The following is an 18,645-nucleotide window of genomic DNA, read 5'->3' on the forward strand; positions in this document are numbered from 1 at the left end:
TCTGCAATCCAGTGCCCGAGGACCGTGAAGAAGAAAAAGATTAATCCAGTGTGAGAGGCTGGTGTGAGAAAGTTGAAAGAGTTTTGCCGTAGAAATGATGCCTGCATGACCAGCCAGGTAATGATTTACAGCGGCAAGTTTTACTTCAAATGAATGTTTCATAAACTGCACCTTCAGATGTCAGATTATGTCCAACATTTGGGGTGCAGTTCAGCTCGCGCCGCATCCGGCAGGGATAACGCGTACTTTGTCGGCAATATCAAGTTATAGAGATAATTTGTTGTGAACCTGCTTGCGTAACCGGTTGAAAAGGGAAAGCAACTTCTTATACCGTAAGGCTAAAAGCAGTACCGCCAGCCCAGCGTAGATGAGTGGCTGCGGTGAAATAATCTTCACTGACCACAGATAATGTATTGGGGCCAGGATCGCGACAAGATAGACGAAATTATGCAACTGTTGCCAGTGCTTGCCGAGTTTTCGCTGCATCGCCTGGGTTGAAGTAAACGCTAAAGCAAGCAAAATAACCCAGCTGATAATTCCTAACGTTAAATAAGGCCGGGTAATTAACTCCTTACCTAATAACGCCAGATTATTCACGCCCAGCTCCAGTAATGCGTAACTGGTTAAATGCAGTGTCGCCCAGGCAAAGCACCATAAGCCTAATAGGCGGCGAGTGCGTATCAATAACGGCTGTTTTGCGTAGCGTGCCAGAGGTGTGATTAACAAGGTCGCCAGCAAAAATTTCAGTGCAGTGCGACCGGTAAAATGCTGAATATCTTTCACGGGATCGGCACCCAGTCCACCGTGATTGATCGCCCAGACCAGCCAGAGAAACGGCAACAATCCGGCAAGATGCAGGCAAACTTTCAGCCATGTCACCTGTTTTGCTGTCAGACGCATTTAGAAATTCTCCCGCAAATCCAGGCCACGATACAGCGATGCCACCTGCTCGGCGTAACCATTAAACAGTAGCGTTGGCTGGCGCTGTACATCGAGGATGCCGCCTGAACCAATAAATCGTTCGGTAGCCTGTGACCAGCGCGGGTGATCAACATGCGGATTAACGTTGGCGTAAAAACCGTATTCGTCAGGCGCTGCCAGATTCCAGGTGGTTGGCGGACGCTCGCGGGTCAGCTTAATACTGACGATCGATTTAATCCCTTTAAAGCCATATTTCCACGGCACAATCAGTCGCACCGGCGCGCCATTTTGTGGCGGTAACGCCTTGCCATAAACACCCACGGTCATCAGTGTGAGCGGATGCATTGCTTCGTCGAGACGCAATCCTTCGACATAAGGATATTTCAGCCCGCCGCCGATAAAGCGGTCCTGCTGGCCTGGCATCTGTTCCGGTGCATAAATTGTTTCGAAAGCGACATACTTCGCATTGCTGGTGGGTTCGGCAAGCGCCAGCAATTTGTGCAGCGGAAAACCAATCCACGGCACCACCATCGACCATGCTTCTACGCAGCGCATACGATAAATACGCTCTTCCAGCGGGAAGCGACGGGTTAAATCATCGTGATCGAGGGTCAATGGTTTTGCCACTTCGCCGCTGATTTTCAGTGTCCATGGATCGGTTTTCAGGCTACCAGCATTAGCGGCGGGATCGGCTTTATCCAACCCGAATTCATAGAAGTTGTTATAACCGGAGACTTTATCTGCTGGCGTCAGTGGCAGGTTATTTTGCCAGGCGGCAGGCTTGCTGAACTCCAGCGCTTTTCCGGCGGGGGCGGGTGGGCGATCGTTCCCTTTAAACCAGCTAAGCAGATCGGCATGCGCAGCGTGAGGCAAAGAAAGTGCAGCCGCGCTGATGCCCAGTGCTTTTAACACCTGCCGACGCTTCATAAAGAATACCGACTCGGCCGTAACATCTGATTCTTTTAAAAATTGATTCTTTTTCATAAGCCATCGCACTTTTTTGTCGTTAGCCAGCAAGAGCCGTTTACTGTTAATCTGTCAGGGAGTGTCCTCCCTAACAGTAGCAGAGATCTGCTTTTACATATTTATGCATTAACTGCCACGATAGGTTGAATACCCATATTGGCTAAGTAATAAAGGCACATGATAATGCTCGTTCACTTTATTGATATGAAATTCAACGGGGATCTCAGGGAAGAAACTTTCAAGATTTTGTTTCTTGAAATAGTCCCCGGTTTTAAATACGACACGGTAATCGCCCGTAGTTACAGTTTGCTCGGGCCACAGTGCCTTAATTCGTCCATCCTTATCTGTTTTGGCGGTATTAAGTTGTAACCAGCCGTTGTCCGCTTTCTTTTCAAGAGTGACTGTCACGTCGGCAGCGGGTTTTCCTGTTTGCTGGTTCAAAATGTGCACGCTAAGAATGTTTTGTTGCGCAGCATAGACCAAAGAAGGTAATGAAAATGCAGCCGTTACTACGGAGAGTACTAAATAACGCTTTAACATGTTTATATCCTTGTCATGTGAATGAGTTTTGAGGATAGCGAAAAAACGTCCAGGGTAACCTTACAGCAGCATTACAATTTTGTAATGAACCAGGCTGTTTCTATAACATATGATTTATGGCATATTATTTTCATGAAGATTTTACTTATTGAAGATAATCAAAGGACCCAGGAGTGGGTAACGCAGGGGCTTTCCGAAGCGGGTTATGTCATTGATGCCGTTTCTGATGGCAGAGATGGGCTTTATCTTGCGCTTAAGGATGATTATGCATTGATCATTCTGGATATTATGCTTCCGGGTATGGATGGCTGGCAGATCTTACAAACGTTAAGAACGGCAAAGCAAACTCCTGTTATTTGCCTTACTGCAAGAGATTCTGTCGATGACAGAGTCAGAGGGCTGGACAGTGGGGCAAATGATTATCTGGTAAAACCTTTTTCATTTTCTGAGTTGCTGGCAAGGGTTCGGGCACAATTAAGGCAACATCACGCTTTGAATTCAACATTAGAAATCAGTGGCTTAAGAATGGACTCTGTTAGTCAAAGTGTGAGCAGGGACAATATCAGTATTACACTGACGCGCAAGGAGTTTCAGTTACTTTGGCTACTGGCCTCCAGAGCTGGCGAGATTATCCCCAGAACGGTTATTGCGAGTGAAATTTGGGGAATCAACTTTGATAGTGATACCAATACGGTGGACGTCGCCATTCGCAGGCTCCGCGCAAAAGTTGATGATCCTTTTCCTGAAAAGCTAATCGCCACAATCCGGGGGATGGGCTATTCATTCGTAGCGGTAAAAAAATAATGAAAAGATTATCTATAACCGTCCGTTTAACCTTGCTTTTTATATTGCTGCTGTCTGTTGCTGGCGCTGGAATTGTCTGGACTCTCTATAATGGCCTGGCAAGTGAGTTGAAATGGCGCGATGATACAACACTCATTAACCGGACAGCGCAGATCAAGCAGTTGTTAATTGATGGGGTAAATCCAGATACGTTACCTGTGTACTTTAACCGGATGATGGATGTTAGTCAGGATATCTTGATCATTCATGGTGATAGCATCAATAAAATTGTTAACCGGACAAATGTCAGTGATGGCATGTTAAATAACATACCTGCTACTGAGACAATCAGCGCAGCTGGCATTTACAGAAGCATTATTAATGATACAGAGATAGATGCTTTACGAATTAATATTGATGAAGTTTCGCCATCATTAACGGTTACTGTGGCTAAATTGGCTTCAGCCAGACATAACATGCTTGAACAGTATAAAATTAATAGCATTATAATTTGCATTGTCGCCATTATACTTTGCTCAGTATTAAGTCCGTTGTTAATCAGAACGGGGTTACGAGAGATCAAAAAGTTGAGTGGTGTAACGGAAGCGCTGAATTATAACGATAACCGGGAGCCTGTTGAGGTTAGCGCATTACCGAGAGAACTAAAACCTCTTGGGCAGGCGTTGAATAAAATGCACCAAGCCTTAGTCAAAGATTTTGAACGCCTAAGTCAATTTGCTGACGATCTCGCTCATGAACTTAGAACGCCAATTAATGCATTACTGGGTCAGAATCAGGTTACGCTCAGTCAAACCAGAAGTATCGCTGAATATCAAAAAACAATTGCCGGAAACATTGAAGAGCTGGAAAATATTTCGCGGTTAACAGAGAACATACTGTTTCTTGCCAGGGCAGATAAAAACAATGTTTTGGTGAAACTGGATTCGCTTTCTCTCAATAAGGAAGTCGAAAATTTGTTGGACTATCTTGAATACCTTTCAGACGAGAAAGAGATTTGCTTTAAGGTCGAGTGCAATCAGCAAATCTTTGCGGATAAAATTTTACTACAACGAATGTTATCGAATCTTATTGTTAACGCTATTCGATATTCGCCAGAAAAATCGCGTATTCAGATAACCAGTTTTCTTGATACCAACGGTTCTCTTAATATTGATATCGCCAGTCCTGGAACGAAAATTCATGAGCCTGAAAAACTCTTCCGTAGATTTTGGCGGGGAGATAATTCGCGTCATTCCGTAGGTCAGGGACTTGGTCTTTCTTTAGTCAAAGCGATTGCCGAATTGCATGGGGGAAGTGCTACGTATCACTATCTCAATAAGCATAATGTGTTCCGGATTACGTTACCGCAAAGAAATTAACATAGGGCTTCAGTACGCCATAAATTAACCGTGAAAAACGCAGCCACGTCGTGAGTACTAACGCGGCTGCGATTGATTATGTGCTTACATTCAAACGTAACAGGGATTAACCCGCGTAAGCTGCCAGCATTTCCTGCGCCGCCAGTTTACCCAACGCATTCGCTGCGAAAGGACTGTCGCCGGTGAGAACTTTACGGTCCTTATGTACTCGCCCGGTGATGTCGTCATTAATGATGTTCATGCCCATTTTCTTCAGCTCTTCGCCGAAGTACCAGGTGAGATGACCCGGCATATAGCCTATCTCTGGCGTTTGTTTGTCTGCGGCGTCTGGGAATGCGCAAATGGAATAACCATTCAGTGGGTTATCGCCGTGGCGAAGCGCCAGAAATGCCGCCGGGCCGTGGCAAAGGGAGATAACAAAACGGTCATTTTTGATTGCCCACTGTAAAGCGGCAGCCACGTCCTGGCTTTCTGGTAAACCAATAAGTGCGCCATGACCACCAGGAACAAAGATTGCTGCATATTCGCTGTCAGCGTTGAGGCTGGCGACAACATCCGCGAGTTTCTTCGGATTGCGGAACAAAGATTTATGCTGCTCAAAGAATGGCATTACTTTTTCATCTTTGTGCGGCATAGCCCAGTATTCAAACTTGGTCATCAGACCGGAAATGGTCGCCACTTCGAATTCGAAACCTGCAGCGTGGAGATGATACAACGGCAGCAATGTTTCAATCGGATGGTTACCGGTCGAGAACAGTTTTCCGTTATCGGTCGGCAAATAACGTTCGTCCGCGGCGATCACCAGAATTTTATGTTTACCGCGATACGGTTTTGGATAGTCCACGCCATCAAGATCAGAGACAGGACTGGTATATTGGCTAAGCGAATATTCTGAAGGGAAGAATGCATTATCTTCAGCAATATCGACCTGCGGATTTTTACTTGTTTGAACAGTCATAGTGTATTCCTTATTGTTGCTTAGTTAGGGTAGTCACTATATTTGCGACTGAGCTGGTCGCTATTTTTAACCAGGCTGGAAAATTGAGTCAATATATCGAAAGCGGTAGTCGTGGGTGTAAGTATGTAATGATGATGCTGCACTGGTGTTGAATATTATTCACGCCAAATTTTCCTTATTGAGCTACGTCGTCGCAAGTGGCCTCAATGATTTTAGACCATTATCAGAGGTACGGGGCGGCGGGGAGAGATTTAGTGCTGTGGAATATCGTGGTGCTGATGAATATTTATATCCCGGATTGGCAGAGAAAAAGCTTTTTTCATGCACTATTTTTGCAAATATTTCTATATGGGGGGCGGTTTTGTTGCAGATTAATTCATAAAGAAATGCATTTGGGTGTTGGCTGGAAGAGACGCTGGTAGATTTTATTGAGCCAGGAGGGGCGGGGTAATGTGCTGTATCGATATGCTTTGGCAAATGCGTGTGCCGCAGATGGAGATGAAATGCCAATAAAAAAGCCTGAGTTCGATGAGGGACGAACTCAGGCTATTGTTAAGTTTTACAGTAACACGCCGCGGCGCGTTGGCTGATTAGAACTGGTAGACGATACCAACTGCAAACTGGTCATCAGTTGCGGCATCGGTAATCGCTGCATCGTCTTTATCCAGCAGGTTAAATTTGTATGCTGTGTAGACGTTCATGTTCTTATTGAAGTAGTACCAGGTACCAACTTCGATATAATTTACGCGGTCAGCATCAACACCTTTATGTCCATCACGAGCATAAAGATCTTTGCCTTTGGAATATACGTAGCCTAAAGACGGACGTAAACCGAAGTCGAACTGATACTGTACAACAGCTTCAAAGTTTTGGGTTTTATTTGCAAAATGATCATTAGCCAAAACGGTCATGTTGCGGGTTTCACCGTACATCATTGCTGCATAGATATTATTTGCATCATACTTGGCTGCTAATGACCACACTTCAGCGTTATCACCGTAGCCGTCACCAGCTTGTTCATTAGTACGATCAGATTTGCTATATGCACCTACAAAACCAAAACCTTCGATGTTGTAGTCTACAGACAACGCATAGCCATCACCGTTTTGTTTAGTAACGCCACGATTGCTGTTCTTACCTTGATATTGCACAGCAAAATTCAGACCATCAACCAGACCAAAGAAATCAGAGTTACGGTAGGTTGCAACACCGTTGGTACGACCGTTCATGAAGTTGTCAGCGGAAGCCCAGGAATCACCACCCCATTCAACTAACATATCGGTATAAGCTGCGGCATCATAAGCAACACCGTAGTTACGACCATAGTCGAAAGATCCTAACTCGTTATATTTCAAACCTGCGAAGGTTAAACGGGTTTTTTCCTGATTAGAGCCTTCGGGCTTGCTGGCGTCGAGGTTGTATTCAAACTGACCAAAACCAGTCAGTTCGCTGGTGATTTGGGTTTCACCTTTAACACCGAAACGAGCATAGGAGGTATCTTCGTTTTCGCTGTTATTATCATCAGTATTTGACCAGATGCGTTCGCCAACCATCTTGCCGTAGAAATCAACTTTATTGCCATCTTTATTATAAATTTCAGCCGCATTTGCTGCGCCAGCAACTAATAACGCCGGGACCAGCATTGCCAGAACTTTTCTTTTCATTATGTATTCCCTTGTGATTATAATCTTCATGAATATATCAATAAGTGCCGTTATCCAAAAAAAAGCACATTTGGATACTATTCTATGAAGTTCATTTTATTTTAAAGATTACATGTAACAAATGTATTTAAAAGATTTCAAAATGTTTCTAATCTATTTAATATGATTCAGAATTATGAATTCTAAATATAAATATTCATGAAAATTATAAATGTATATCAATATGTTATGAGTTGAGCGGAAACATAGGGGGTATCAATGATTGTTGCGCCAAACGGCTGGTGTGATCACGCGCACATTAATGAAGGCATAAAAAAAGCCGGCATCATTCCGGCCCAAAAAATATAAACAAGACGATAAAAGGCTAATAACGGAGGCATCATGACACAGAAAAATAAAAAGGTATAATTGTAATCAGTGCTAATATATTGATTGAATGAATTAATAAAGCCGATATCAAAGATAAATAAAATCGCTCAAAACGATTTTTCCTGTATTCACTGCCATTGCGCAAAAGTTATCTATTTGTTCAAAAAATGATTGAGTCTTGACTGGCTCATCCAATGTGGAAAAATGTGACTTTTATCACATAATAGTACTAAGTCTGAATTTTCCGGGTTATCTCAAAATGGAATACGGTTCGACAAAGATGGAAGAGAGACTCTCTCGCAGTCCTGGTGGCAAACTGGCTTTGTGGGCTTTCTATACATGGTGTGGCTATTTCGTCTGGGCAATGGCGCGTTACATCTGGGTGATGAGCCGGATCCCTGATGCCCCGGTGTCGGGATTTGAAAGCGATTTAGGCTCTACCGCGGGAAAGTGGTTAGGGGCACTGGTCGGATTTTTATTTATGGCTCTGGTCGGGGCATTGTTAGGCAGCATTGCCTGGTACACCCGACCTCGTCCCGCACGTAGCAGACGCTATGAATAAAAACTGCTAAGGTTGCGACTCTTTGGCAACGGAGCGCGTATGGACTTACAACACTGGCAGGCACAGTTCGAAAACTGGTTGAAAAACCATCATCAGCACCAGGACGCGGCCCATGACGTGTGTCATTTTCGCCGCGTCTGGGCTACGGCACAGAAGCTGGCGGCAGATGACGATGTCGATATGTTGGTGATTTTAACCGCTTGTTATTTTCACGATATTGTGAGCCTGGCGAAAAATCATCCACAACGGCAGCGTTCTTCAATCCTGGCGGCAGAAGAGACGCGTCGCCTGCTGCGTGAAGAATTCGTGCAATTTCCGGCGGAGAAAATCGAGGCCGTTTGTCATGCCATTGCCGCTCACAGTTTCAGCGCGCAAATCGCCCCCTTAACAACGGAAGCTAAAATCGTCCAGGATGCGGATCGGCTGGAAGCCTTGGGGGCGATTGGCCTGGCGCGCGTGTTTGCCGTTTCAGGGGCATTGGGCGTGGCGCTGTTTGATGGCGAAGATCCGTTCGCACAGCATCGCCCGTTTGATGATAAACGCTACGCGCTGGATCATTTCCAGACTAAGTTGCTGAAGCTACCGCAAACCATGCAAACCGCAAGAGGCAAGCAGCTGGCGCAGCACAACGCGCAATTTTTAGTCGAGTTTATGGCGAAGCTCAGTGCCGAACTGGCGGGGGAGAATGAAGGTGTCGATCACAAGGTGATAGATGCGTTTTCACCCGCGGGCTGAGCGCGTGGCCCTAAATGGCTGTAATTATGTTAACCTGTCGGCCATCTCAGATGGCCGGTTAAATCTATGCAGGAAAATATATCAGTAACCGATTCATACAGCACCGGGAATGCCGCACAGGCAATGCTGGAGAAACTGCTGCAAATTTATGATGTTAAAACGCTGGTGGCGCAGCTTAATGGTGTGGGTGAGAATCACTGGAGCGCGGCAATTTTAAAACGTGCGCTGGCGAATGACTCGGCATGGCACCGTTTAAGTGAGAAAGAGTTCGCCCATCTGCAAACGTTGTTACCCAAACCACCGGCGCATCATCCGCATTATGCGTTTCGCTTTATCGATCTATTTGCCGGAATTGGCGGCATCCGTCGCGGTTTTGAATCGATTGGCGGACAGTGCGTGTTTACCAGCGAATGGAACAAACATGCGGTACGCACTTATAAAGCCAACCATTATTGCGATCCGGCGACGCATCATTTTAATGAAGATATCCGCGACATCACCCTCAGCCATAAAGAAGGCGTGAGTGATGAGGCGGCGGCGGAACATATTCGTCAACACATTCCTGAACACGATGTATTACTGGCGGGTTTTCCTTGTCAGCCATTTTCGCTGGCTGGCGTATCGAAAAAGAACTCGCTCGGGCGGGCGCACGGTTTTGCCTGTGATACCCAGGGCACGCTGTTCTTTGATGTGGTGCGTATTATCGACGCGCGTCGACCGGCGATTTTTGTGCTCGAAAACGTCAAAAACCTGAAAAGCCACGACCAGGGTAAAACGTTCCGCATCATCATGCAGACGCTGGACGAACTGGGCTATGACGTGGCCGACGCAGACGATAACGGGCCGGACGATCCGAAAATCATCGATGGCAAACATTTCCTGCCGCAGCACCGTGAACGCATCGTGCTGGTGGGTTTTCGTCGCGATCTGAATCTTAAAGCCGATTTTACTCTGCGTGATATCAGCGAATGTTTCCCTGCGCAGCGAGTGACGCTGGCCCAGCTGCTGGACCCGATGGTCGAGGCGAAATATATCCTGACGCCGGTGCTGTGGAAGTACCTCTATCGTTATGCGAAAAAACATCAGGCGCGTGGTAATGGCTTCGGTTATGGAATGGTTTATCCGAACAATCCGCAAAGCGTCACGCGTACGTTGTCTGCGCGTTATTACAAAGATGGCGCGGAAATTTTAATCGATCGCGGCTGGGATATGGCAACGGGTGAGAAAGACTTTGACGATCCGCTGAATCAGCAACATCGCCCACGTCGGTTAACGCCTCGGGAATGTGCGCGCTTAATGGGTTTTGAAGCGCCGGGAGAAGCGAAATTCCGCATTCCGGTTTCGGACACTCAGGCCTATCGCCAGTTCGGTAACTCGGTGGTCGTGCCGGTCTTTGCCGCGGTGGCAAAACTGCTTGAGCCAAAAATCAAACTGGCGATGGCGTTGCGTCAGCAAGAGGCACAACATGGCCGACGTTCACGATAAGGCCACACGCAGCAAAAATATGCGCGCAATTGCCACGCGTGATACGGCGATTGAGAAGCGCCTCGCCAGTCTGTTAACCGGGCAGGGCCTGGCATTTCGCGTTCAGGACGCCAGTCTGCCCGGACGCCCGGATTTTGTCGTTGATGAATATCGCTGCGTGATATTTACCCACGGCTGCTTCTGGCACCATCATCACTGCTATTTGTTTAAAGTGCCTGCGACTCGAACCGAGTTCTGGCTGGAGAAGATAGGTAAAAATGTTGAACGCGATCGCCGCGATATCAGTCGCTTGCAGGCACTCGGCTGGCGCGTATTGATTGTCTGGGAGTGTACGTTACGTGGGCGCGAGAAGCTGACGGATGAAGCGCTTAGCGAGCGTCTGGAAGAGTGGATCTGCGGCGAAGGTGCCAGCGCGCAGATCGACACGCAGGGGATTCATTTACTCGCTTGATGCGTCCTGAATAACTGGCGCAACTACGGGTTTGGCCGGGAAGAGATATTTTCCCAACGTGACCAGTACCACCGCGAAGACAATCACGCCGAGCGCCAGCCATTCAATCTTCGACAGCGTCTCTCCGCCCAGTCCCGTACCCAGCAAGACCGCGACCACCGGGTTAACGTAGGCGTAGCTGGTGGCGAGAGCCGGACTGACATTACGGATTAAATACATATAAGCGTTGATGGCGATAATCGAACCAAACAGCGCCAGATAGCCGACCGCAAGGAAGCCTGAAAGGGAAGGGAGCGCCGTCAGTTTTTCACCCGCAATCATCGACGCAATCATTAACACCACGCCTGCCGCCAGCATCTCAATCGCACCCGCCATCATCCCTACAGGTAAGGTAATGCGCGAGCCATAAACCGAGCCAAACGCCCAGCTAATCGAGCCGATTAAAATCAGAATCGCGCCCCACGGATTGCCGCTTAAATTTCCACCGCTATTGAGCATGATGATTCCGGCAAGCCCAATGGCGATACCCACCCATTCCAGTTTGCGCGTTTTAATGCCAAACAGGCGGCTGAAGCACAGGGTAAAGAGGGGCACGGTTGCAACCACTACGGCGGCGATGCCGGAAGGAACATTTTGATGCTCGGCAACCGTCACCATGCCATTACCGACAGCCAATAATAACAGGCCAATCAGTGCGGCATTGAGCAGCGGACGTAGCGGGGGGAGTTTGTGTCCGCGCAGTAGCAAAAATGCCAGCAATAAAATACCGGCTGCCAGGAATCGCACGCCCGCCATCATTAACGGCGGCCAGCTTTCCACGCCAATCCGAATGACAAAATAGGTTGAGCCCCAAATGATATACAACGCAAACAACGCGCCAAAAAGCGGTAACAACTGGCGGAAACGCATAATCCCTCACGGTGGAAATAAAAAGGTGGTTCATAGTAAACGTGAAAATCATTCTGCTGGCGAGAGATATAATTGCACTTGATTGTTAAAAAAATGTTGACCTGTGAAGCAAGTATCAGAGCTGCCGTTTTTGCTTCATACTTACACCCTTCAACAATAAAAATGAGAGGGAATGCTTTTGGCCGGGAGTAGTTTACTGACTTTGCTCGATGATATCGCCACACTGCTGGACGATATTTCCGTGATGGGCAAACTGGCGGCGAAGAAAACCGCCGGTGTATTAGGGGATGACTTATCGCTCAATGCGCAACAAGTTTCAGGCGTGCGCGCCAACCGGGAACTTCCCGTGGTCTGGGGCGTGGCGAAAGGATCGCTGATCAATAAAGTGATTCTGGTGCCGCTGGCGCTGATCATCAGTGCGTTTATCCCGTGGGCGATTACGCCACTGTTGATGATTGGCGGCGCGTTTCTCTGCTTTGAAGGGGTAGAGAAAGTGCTGCATATGCTGGAGGCGCGTAAACATAAAGAAGATCCGGCGCAGAGTCAGCAGCGTCTGGAGAAGCTGGCGGCGCAGGATCCGCTGAAGTTTGAAAAGGACAAAATAAAAGGGGCGATTCGTACCGATTTTATATTGTCTGCGGAAATCGTCGCCATCACGCTGGGGATTGTGGCAGAAGCGCCGTTGCTTAATCAGGTGCTGGTGCTTTCAGGCATCGCGCTGGTAGTGACCGTAGGCGTCTACGGTCTGGTAGGGGTTATCGTTAAGATTGATGACCTGGGGTATTGGCTGGCGGAAAAATCCAGCGCGCTGATGCAGGCATTAGGTAAAGGGTTATTGATTATCGCGCCCTGGTTGATGAAAGCGTTATCGATTGTCGGCACGCTGGCGATGTTCCTCGTCGGCGGCGGGATTGTGGTACATGGTATTGCGCCGTTGCATCACGCCATTGAACATTTCGCCGGGCAGCAAAGTGCAGTGGTGGCGATGATATTACCGACTGTTTTAAATCTGATTCTTGGATTTATCATCGGCGGCATCGTGGTGCTGGGAGTGAAAGCAGTAGCGAAAATGCGCGGTCAGGCACATTAATACTCGCACTGGCTATTATGCAAAATTCGCCATCTTCAACTAAGGTGAACAAGTTTCACTCGAAAAAAGGAGGCGAGTATGAGCTTTATGGTTAGTGAGGAAGTTACGGTTAAAGAGGGCGGCCCGCGGATGATTGTCACCGGATACTCCAGCGGTATGGTTGAGTGTCGTTGGTATGACGGTTACGGGGTCAAGCGGGAAGCTTTTCATGAAACCGAGCTTGTTCCAGGGGAGGGGAGTCGTCCTGCGGAAGAAGTTTGAAAGGGTATCATTAACACCAGGCCGGATCACATCCGGCCTGGTGTGCCAATGCCTGCAATGAATGATAGTCGCGTCTTATCATGCCACCATTATAAAATTATCGCTGTTTTGCGGTACGTTATCGCCGGGTTATGCCAGAATCATAAAAAAGCAGGTTGGGAGTCGTCAGGGTGCAGCACGAGACAAAAATGGAAAACCAGAGCTGGTTGAAAAAACTCGCACGCCGCCTGGGGCCTGGTCATGTCGTTAATCTCTGCTTTATCGTGGTATTGCTTTTTTCCACCTTGCTGACCTGGCGTGAAGTGGTGGTGCTGGAAGATGCCTATATCTCCAGCCAGCGTAATCATCTGGAAAACGTAGCCAACGCGCTCGATAAGCATTTGCAGTATAACGTCGACAAACTGATCTTTTTGCGTAATGGCATGCGCGAAGCTCTCGTAGCGCCACTGGATTTCACCTCTCTGCGTAATGCCGTAACCGAGTTCGAACAGCATCGCGACGAGCACGCCTGGCAAATCGAACTCAACCGACGACGCACCCTGCCAGTCAATGGCGTGTCGGATGCATTAGTCAGCGAGGGGAATCTCCTGTCTCGCGAAAATGAAAGCCTCGACAATGAAATTACCGCTGCACTGGAAGTTGGTTACTTGCTGCGACTGGCACACAACTCCTCGTCGATGGTTGAACAGGCGATGTATGTCTCGCGTGCCGGATTTTACGTTTCGACGCAGCCGACCTTGTTTACGCGCAATGTACCAACGCGTTATTACGGCTATGTCACCCAACCCTGGTTTATCGGCCATTCGCAACGAGAAAATCGTCACCGCGCGGTACGCTGGTTCACTTCGCAACCGGAACACGCCAGCAATACTGAACCGCAGGTTACCGTCAGTGTTCCGGTAGACAGTAATAACTACTGGTATGGCGTGCTGGGGATGAGTATTCCCGTGCGTACCATGCAGCAATTTTTAAGAAACGCCATCGATAAAAACCTCGATGGTGAGTATCAGCTCTATGACAGTAAGCTGAGATTTTTGACCTCTTCCAATCCTGACCATCCAACAGGGAATATTTTTGATCCTCGTGAACTGGCCTTGCTGGCGCAGGCAATGGAACATGACACGCGGGGCGGCATTCGTATGAACAGTCGTTATGTTAGCTGGGAACGTCTGGACCATTTCGACGGTGTGCTGGTGCGCGTCCATACGCTAAGCGAAGGCGTGCGTGGTGATTTCGGCAGTATCAGCATTGCATTAACCCTGCTGTGGGCGCTCTTTACCACCATGTTACTCATCTCCTGGTATGTGATTCGCCGGATGGTCAGCAACATGTATGTTTTGCAAAGCTCGTTGCAGTGGCAGGCGTGGCACGACACCTTAACGCGTTTATATAACCGTGGCGCACTGTTCGAAAAAGCCCGTCCGCTCGCTAAATTGTGTCAGACGCACCAACATCCTTTTTCTGTCATTCAGGTCGACCTTGACCATTTTAAAGCGATTAATGACCGCTTTGGTCATCAGGCGGGCGACCGTGTTCTTTCTCATGCTGCCGGATTAATTAGCAGTTCCTTGCGTGCGCAGGACGTTGCCGGGCGGGTCGGTGGTGAGGAGTTTTGTGTGATTCTGCCAGGCGCGAGCCTGACGCAGGCTGCGGAGGTTGCAGAACGTATTCGCCTGAAGCTAAATGAAAAAGAGATGTTGATCGCCAAGAGTACGACGATACGCATCAGTGCCTCGCTGGGGGTAAGCAGCAGCGAGGAAACCGGTGATTATGATTTTGAACAACTCCAGTCACTGGCCGACCGTCGACTTTATCTCGCTAAACAGGCCGGGCGCAATCGGGTATTCGCGAGCGATAACGCTTAATGGGCGGAGAAAAAATGGTCCAGCCCTTCACGCCAGCCTTCCGGTCCTTCACGCTGCGTTCGCCAGACGCGGGCTGGATCCTCATCATGCAGATGCACCCCTTCACGGTTTAACCCTTTCACAATCACCGCGTAATCCATTACCTCCAGTAAGGGCGCATCGTTTGGCCCATCGCCCAGGCCAAGTGTGGTTGGGCGTTTGCCTGACAATTGTTGATAGGTCGCGATAATCCAGTTGGCAGCCTGATCTTTTCCGGCAGAGGCATCCAGGACGTGCCAGAAGCGCGCACCCTGCATAAACTGCAAGCCCAGTTCGTTCAGACGAGCGGTAAATTGTGCCATACGCTCGTCACTGTCGCGCCAGATTAGCGTTACCGACGCCTCATGTAGCTGCGTCAGCGCCGCCTGGCTACGGCTTAATCCCGTCCATTCGGCGATGGTTGCATCGTCGACATCATCAAAAGTTGTGAATTTAAAATGTTCTTTCTCGCGTAGCGTATTTAAAACCTGGCTGATTTCGCCATGGCTAATACCTGAGATGATGCGTGGAAAACCGTCTATATCCTGCCATTGCTCAGCAAGCTGGATCACTGCGCCATTTTCGGCAATCAGCGGTAAACCTTGTAGCCCCAACGTTTTTTGCAAGTACAGCATTTCCGCTGATGTCTTACTGCTACAGAGAATGACGGGAACATTCGCTTCGCGTAAACGGCTGAGCCAGGGGGCTGCTGGTTGCCAGTCATAACTATGACTGTCCAGCAGGGTGCCATCAAGATCGCTAAAAACCAGTAGTGGTTGTTGAATTGAAAGCATGGTTGCGCAGTACTCCCCTTACCAGGATGATTCTTAAAACAGCACAAATTATCAAAGATGATTTTTTCGGGAGCGATCCCGTTGACGCCAGAGCCACCAAGGGGTGACGCGCGTCACATTTCTATTCATAAGTAGCGTTAATCATTCATATCACGAATATTTTCTTGTCAGCGAAAAAAATTGCGGATAAGGTGATGAACACATCAGATTTCCTGGTGTAACGAATTTTTTAAGTGCTTCTTGCTTAAGCAAGTTTCATCCCGACCCCCTCAGGGTCGGGATTTTTTTATTGTGCATTCAACGATTCACTTCAGAGACGCTGAAGTCATGAATATCCAGTTCGAAGGCATCCGCCAATTCACGCCATGTATGATATTCACGTCCATCGACGCTAACGTGTTCAGAATCGTTCTGGCTGCGATGAACTTCGCTTTCGCTAATTTCATTGATCGCCGCCAGCAGGGCATCGACATCGACGCTGACCTCACGTTTTGCGGTATCGCTGTACTCTTTTGCGGTTTTCATCATCTTTCCTCGCAACCATTACTCTGTTGTTGCCGCCAGTCGTTAAGTCCGCCTCGCATCTCTTAAGTATAGACCGTCGAGAAAATCAGCACTCGCGCGCGCCTGGCGCTGCCAGAAAAACGAAATTGTTCTACACTGGCACAAAGCCACAGGAGGAAAACGATGAAGGTGAATGATCGGGTAACAGTCAAAACGGATGGCGGTCCGCGTCGTCCTGGCGTGGTACTGGCAGTTGAGGAGTTTAGTGAAGGCACAATGTACCTGGTTTCGCTGGAAGACTACCCGCTCGGCATCTGGTTCTTTAATGAAGCAGGGCATCAGGACGGTATCTTTGTGGAGAAAGCAGAGTAATTTAATTCAGCCTGACTGGTGGGAAACCACCAGTCAGAATGTGTTAGCGCATGTTGACAAAAATACCATTAGTCACATTATCCGTCAGTCGGACGACATGGTAGATAACCTGTTTATTATGCGTTTTGATCTTACGTTTAATATTACCTTTATGCGATGAAACGGTCTTGGCTTTGATATTCATTTGGTCGGAGATTTGAATGGTTCCCTGACCTGCCATCCACATTCGCAACATACTCGATTCGGTTCGGCTCAATGATAACGTCGGCATATTTAAAAACGAGGTTATCGTTGTCTCTTTTTTCAGAATATCGCCAAGGATATCGTCGAGAGATTCCGGTTTAATCGATTTAGAACTGATCAATAAATTTTTTCTGACCAATAGATATTCATCAAAATGAACATTGGCTATTGCCATAAAAACGATAAATAACGTATTGGGATGTTGATTAATGATGAGCTTGATACGCTGACTGTTAGAAGCATCGTGGATGAAACAGTCCTCATTAATAAACACCACTGAAGGGCGCTGTGAATCACAAGCTATGGCAAGGTCATCAACGGTTTCAATGTCGTTGATTTCTCTTTTTTTAACCCCTCTACTCAACAGATACCCGGTTAAACCTAGTCGGGTGTAACTACATAAATCCATAATAATCGTTGACATGGCATACCCTCACTCAATGCGTAACGATAATTCCCCTTACCTGAATATTTCATCATGACTAAACGGAACAACATGGGTCACCTAATGCGCCACTCTCGCGATTTTTCAGGCGGACTTACTATCCCGTAAAGTGTTGTATAATTTGCCTGGAATTGTCTTAAAGTAAAGTAAATGTTGCGATATGTGAGTGAGCTTAAAACAAATATTTCGCCGCAGGAGTATCCTGGAAGATGTTCGTAGGTATTATTTTTCGGATAATCCTTAGGATAACATGATAAACGTTACGGAATTATATTAATGGCAATTCACTAATAATATCAGCCAGCAAATTAAACATCTCACTGAATAAATGTTCGCAAAAAGGCGCAATTAACGGCATTAATGCCGCCATTAAAGAGATACCGACAGTCAGAGTTAATGGAAATCCAATAACAAAAATGGATAATTGCGGGGCCATACGATTCAGTAAACCTAATGCCAGATTCAGTGTCAGCAGCAGAGTAATGAGCGGTAACGCCAGCATCAGCCCGTTAAGGAAAATCAAACTCCCTGCTTTGGTGAGTGCCAGAAACGCATTGCTGTTCAACGGTTCGCCACCAATCGGCAGGGTGTGAAAGGTATCGACCAGCAGTGAAATCAACCATAAATGACCGTTAAATGTCAGGAACAGCAGTAACGCCAGCATATCCATTATACGCGCTAAAACGGGCATATTAAGATGGCTGGCCGGATCGACAAATGTCGCAAATGACAGCCCCATTTGCAGACCGATAATTTCGCCAGCGGTTCGCACAGCGGCAAAGGCAAATTGCATGGTAAAACCAAGCGCAATGCCGATCAGGATCTGCTGCACGGCCAGCCACAGAGCAAAGAACGAAAAAACAGGAACATCGTTGGCTGGTAATGATGGGGCAATGGCGAACGTGATCATCATTGCCAGACCCAGTTTTACCCGTTTCGGCACGCTGCGTTCGCTCAGAATTGGCGCGGTGGAGATCAGCGCCAGCACGCGCAGTAACGGCCAGAAGTACAGGCTTAGCCAGGAAAGCCATTGATCGCTTGTCACCTGCAACATAGTACGGCTACCCGATGATATACGGCAGGTTAGTGAACAAGGTGCGGACGTAATCCAGCAACAGATTGAGCATCCACGGTCCGGCAATAATAATGGCGATAAATACGGCGATGATTTTCGGAATAAACGACAGCGTCATTTCGTTAATCTGCGTGGCGGCCTGCAAAATACTGATGATAAGGCCCGTGACCAGCGCCACCAGCAATAGCGGGGCAGCCAGTGCCAGCGCGACTTTCATCGCTTCAGTCCCCATCATCATGACCGATTCAGGTGTCAT

At 47.7% G+C, this 18,645-nt stretch carries 23 protein-coding genes; 11 read left to right on the top strand and 12 right to left on the bottom strand.

The window, feature by feature from the left end:
- From ACJHXB_RS13820 to hiuH, 4 genes are all read right to left on the bottom strand, one after another.
- The coding region (locus tag ACJHXB_RS13820) for a helix-turn-helix domain-containing protein (protein ID WP_021535487.1) at positions 1-162 on the bottom strand (162 nt) is incomplete at its 3' end.
- 102 nt (positions 163-264) lie between these two features.
- Positions 265-900 carry a protein-methionine-sulfoxide reductase heme-binding subunit MsrQ gene (gene msrQ / locus ACJHXB_RS13825; protein ID WP_001240089.1) on the bottom strand — a complete coding sequence of 212 codons (636 nt, stop codon included), beginning with the start codon at positions 898-900 and terminating at the stop codon, positions 265-267.
- Positions 901-1,905 carry a protein-methionine-sulfoxide reductase catalytic subunit MsrP gene (msrP, locus tag ACJHXB_RS13830; RefSeq protein WP_000740080.1) on the bottom strand — a complete coding sequence of 335 codons (1,005 nt, stop codon included), beginning with the start codon at positions 1,903-1,905 and terminating at the stop codon, positions 901-903.
- Between the two features lie 108 nt (positions 1,906-2,013).
- Positions 2,014-2,427, bottom strand: a complete 414-nt coding sequence (gene hiuH / locus ACJHXB_RS13835; protein ID WP_000920135.1) for a hydroxyisourate hydrolase — start codon at positions 2,425-2,427, stop codon at positions 2,014-2,016.
- Between the two features lie 132 nt (positions 2,428-2,559).
- Between hiuH and hprR the strand changes: the two genes are divergently transcribed.
- Both hprR and hprS read left to right on the top strand, forming a co-directional pair.
- Complete coding sequence (hprR, locus tag ACJHXB_RS13840; protein ID WP_001339045.1) at positions 2,560-3,231, top strand: response regulator transcription factor HprR; 672 nt, start codon at positions 2,560-2,562, stop codon at positions 3,229-3,231.
- Entirely contained in the window at positions 3,231-4,589 is a 1,359-nt protein-coding gene (hprS, locus tag ACJHXB_RS13845; RefSeq protein ID WP_000826793.1) for a two-component system sensor histidine kinase HprS, read from the top strand. The genes hprR and hprS overlap by 1 nt, the downstream gene beginning before the upstream one ends.
- Positions 4,590-4,695: 106 nt before the next feature.
- On the opposite strand, the gene hchA is transcribed toward hprS, so the two are convergent.
- The gene (hchA, locus tag ACJHXB_RS13850; RefSeq protein WP_000218214.1) at positions 4,696-5,547 is read right to left on the bottom strand and encodes a glyoxalase III HchA; all 852 of its coding nucleotides are present in this window, start codon (positions 5,545-5,547) and stop codon (positions 4,696-4,698) included.
- 145 nt (positions 5,548-5,692) lie between these two features.
- Here hchA and ACJHXB_RS13855 point away from each other — a divergent pair, with 145 nt between their 5' ends.
- Positions 5,693-5,929, top strand: a complete 237-nt coding sequence (locus ACJHXB_RS13855; protein ID WP_071528350.1) for a hypothetical protein — start codon at positions 5,693-5,695, stop codon at positions 5,927-5,929.
- Between the two features lie 208 nt (positions 5,930-6,137).
- Here ACJHXB_RS13855 and ACJHXB_RS13860 read toward each other — a convergent pair whose 3' ends face one another.
- Positions 6,138-7,211, bottom strand: a complete 1,074-nt coding sequence (locus tag ACJHXB_RS13860; protein WP_000824361.1) for a porin — start codon at positions 7,209-7,211, stop codon at positions 6,138-6,140.
- Positions 7,212-7,860: 649 nt separating this feature from the next.
- Between ACJHXB_RS13860 and drpB the strand changes: the two genes are divergently transcribed.
- From drpB to vsr, 4 genes are all read left to right on the top strand, one after another.
- Positions 7,861-8,142, top strand: coding sequence for a cell division protein DrpB (drpB, locus tag ACJHXB_RS13865; protein WP_001297704.1), 282 nt, complete (start codon positions 7,861-7,863; stop codon positions 8,140-8,142).
- A 39-nt stretch (positions 8,143-8,181) separates the two neighbouring features.
- Complete coding sequence (locus ACJHXB_RS13870) at positions 8,182-8,877, top strand: phosphohydrolase (protein ID WP_000365573.1); 696 nt, start codon at positions 8,182-8,184, stop codon at positions 8,875-8,877.
- 66 nt (positions 8,878-8,943) lie between these two features.
- Entirely contained in the window at positions 8,944-10,362 is a 1,419-nt protein-coding gene (dcm, locus tag ACJHXB_RS13875) for a DNA-cytosine methyltransferase (RefSeq protein WP_001157232.1), read from the top strand.
- On the top strand, positions 10,343-10,813 hold the full coding sequence (gene vsr / locus ACJHXB_RS13880; protein ID WP_000785999.1) for a VSPR family DNA mismatch endonuclease: 471 nt from the start codon (positions 10,343-10,345) through the stop codon (positions 10,811-10,813). Before dcm ends, vsr begins: the two co-directional genes overlap by 20 nt.
- Here vsr and yedA read toward each other — a convergent pair.
- On the bottom strand, positions 10,802-11,722 hold the full coding sequence (gene yedA / locus ACJHXB_RS13885; protein WP_001212226.1) for a drug/metabolite exporter YedA: 921 nt from the start codon (positions 11,720-11,722) through the stop codon (positions 10,802-10,804). The two genes, vsr and yedA, sit on opposite strands and share 12 nt — an antisense overlap.
- A 172-nt stretch (positions 11,723-11,894) precedes the next feature.
- Here yedA and ACJHXB_RS13890 point away from each other — a divergent pair, with 172 nt between their 5' ends.
- The 3 genes from ACJHXB_RS13890 (at position 11,895) to dgcQ (ending at position 14,938) form a co-directional block, all read left to right on the top strand.
- Positions 11,895-12,812 (top strand): DUF808 domain-containing protein, encoded by a 918-nt coding sequence (locus ACJHXB_RS13890; protein ID WP_000922683.1) that lies wholly within the window; start codon positions 11,895-11,897, stop codon positions 12,810-12,812.
- Between the two features lie 78 nt (positions 12,813-12,890).
- A complete protein-coding gene (locus ACJHXB_RS13895; RefSeq protein ID WP_000009306.1) occupies positions 12,891-13,073 on the top strand; it encodes a YodC family protein in 183 nt (60 codons plus the stop codon).
- A gap of 170 nt (positions 13,074-13,243) precedes the next feature.
- Positions 13,244-14,938, top strand: a complete 1,695-nt coding sequence (gene dgcQ / locus ACJHXB_RS13900; protein ID WP_001353855.1) for a cellulose biosynthesis regulator diguanylate cyclase DgcQ — start codon at positions 13,244-13,246, stop codon at positions 14,936-14,938.
- Here the strand turns inward: dgcQ and ACJHXB_RS13905 are convergent.
- Together ACJHXB_RS13905 and yodD are read right to left on the bottom strand one after the other, a co-directional pair.
- The gene (locus ACJHXB_RS13905; RefSeq protein WP_000949107.1) at positions 14,935-15,750 is read right to left on the bottom strand and encodes a mannosyl-3-phosphoglycerate phosphatase-related protein; all 816 of its coding nucleotides are present in this window, start codon (positions 15,748-15,750) and stop codon (positions 14,935-14,937) included. The two genes, dgcQ and ACJHXB_RS13905, sit on opposite strands and share 4 nt — an antisense overlap.
- Before the next feature lie 297 nt (positions 15,751-16,047).
- Entirely contained in the window at positions 16,048-16,275 is a 228-nt protein-coding gene (gene yodD, locus ACJHXB_RS13910) for a peroxide/acid resistance protein YodD (RefSeq protein ID WP_000844800.1), read from the bottom strand.
- A 162-nt stretch (positions 16,276-16,437) separates the two neighbouring features.
- Between yodD and dsrB the strand changes: the two genes are divergently transcribed.
- The gene (gene dsrB / locus ACJHXB_RS13915) at positions 16,438-16,626 is read left to right on the top strand and encodes a protein DsrB (RefSeq protein ID WP_000867217.1); all 189 of its coding nucleotides are present in this window, start codon (positions 16,438-16,440) and stop codon (positions 16,624-16,626) included.
- A 43-nt stretch (positions 16,627-16,669) separates the two neighbouring features.
- On the opposite strand, the gene rcsA is transcribed toward dsrB, so the two are convergent.
- The 3 genes from rcsA to fliQ form a co-directional block, all read right to left on the bottom strand.
- A complete protein-coding gene (gene rcsA / locus ACJHXB_RS13920) occupies positions 16,670-17,293 on the bottom strand; it encodes a transcriptional regulator RcsA (protein WP_000104001.1) in 624 nt (207 codons plus the stop codon).
- A gap of 289 nt (positions 17,294-17,582) precedes the next feature.
- On the bottom strand, positions 17,583-18,368 hold the full coding sequence (gene fliR, locus ACJHXB_RS13925) for a flagellar biosynthetic protein FliR (RefSeq protein WP_000942314.1): 786 nt from the start codon (positions 18,366-18,368) through the stop codon (positions 17,583-17,585).
- Positions 18,369-18,375: 7 nt separating this feature from the next.
- Positions 18,376-18,645 carry a flagellar biosynthesis protein FliQ gene (gene fliQ, locus ACJHXB_RS13930; RefSeq protein ID WP_000187358.1) on the bottom strand — a complete coding sequence of 90 codons (270 nt, stop codon included), beginning with the start codon at positions 18,643-18,645 and terminating at the stop codon, positions 18,376-18,378.

The organism is Escherichia sp. WS3227_2 (assembly GCF_046486495.1).
Classification (GTDB): domain Bacteria; phylum Pseudomonadota; class Gammaproteobacteria; order Enterobacterales; family Enterobacteriaceae; genus Escherichia; species Escherichia coli.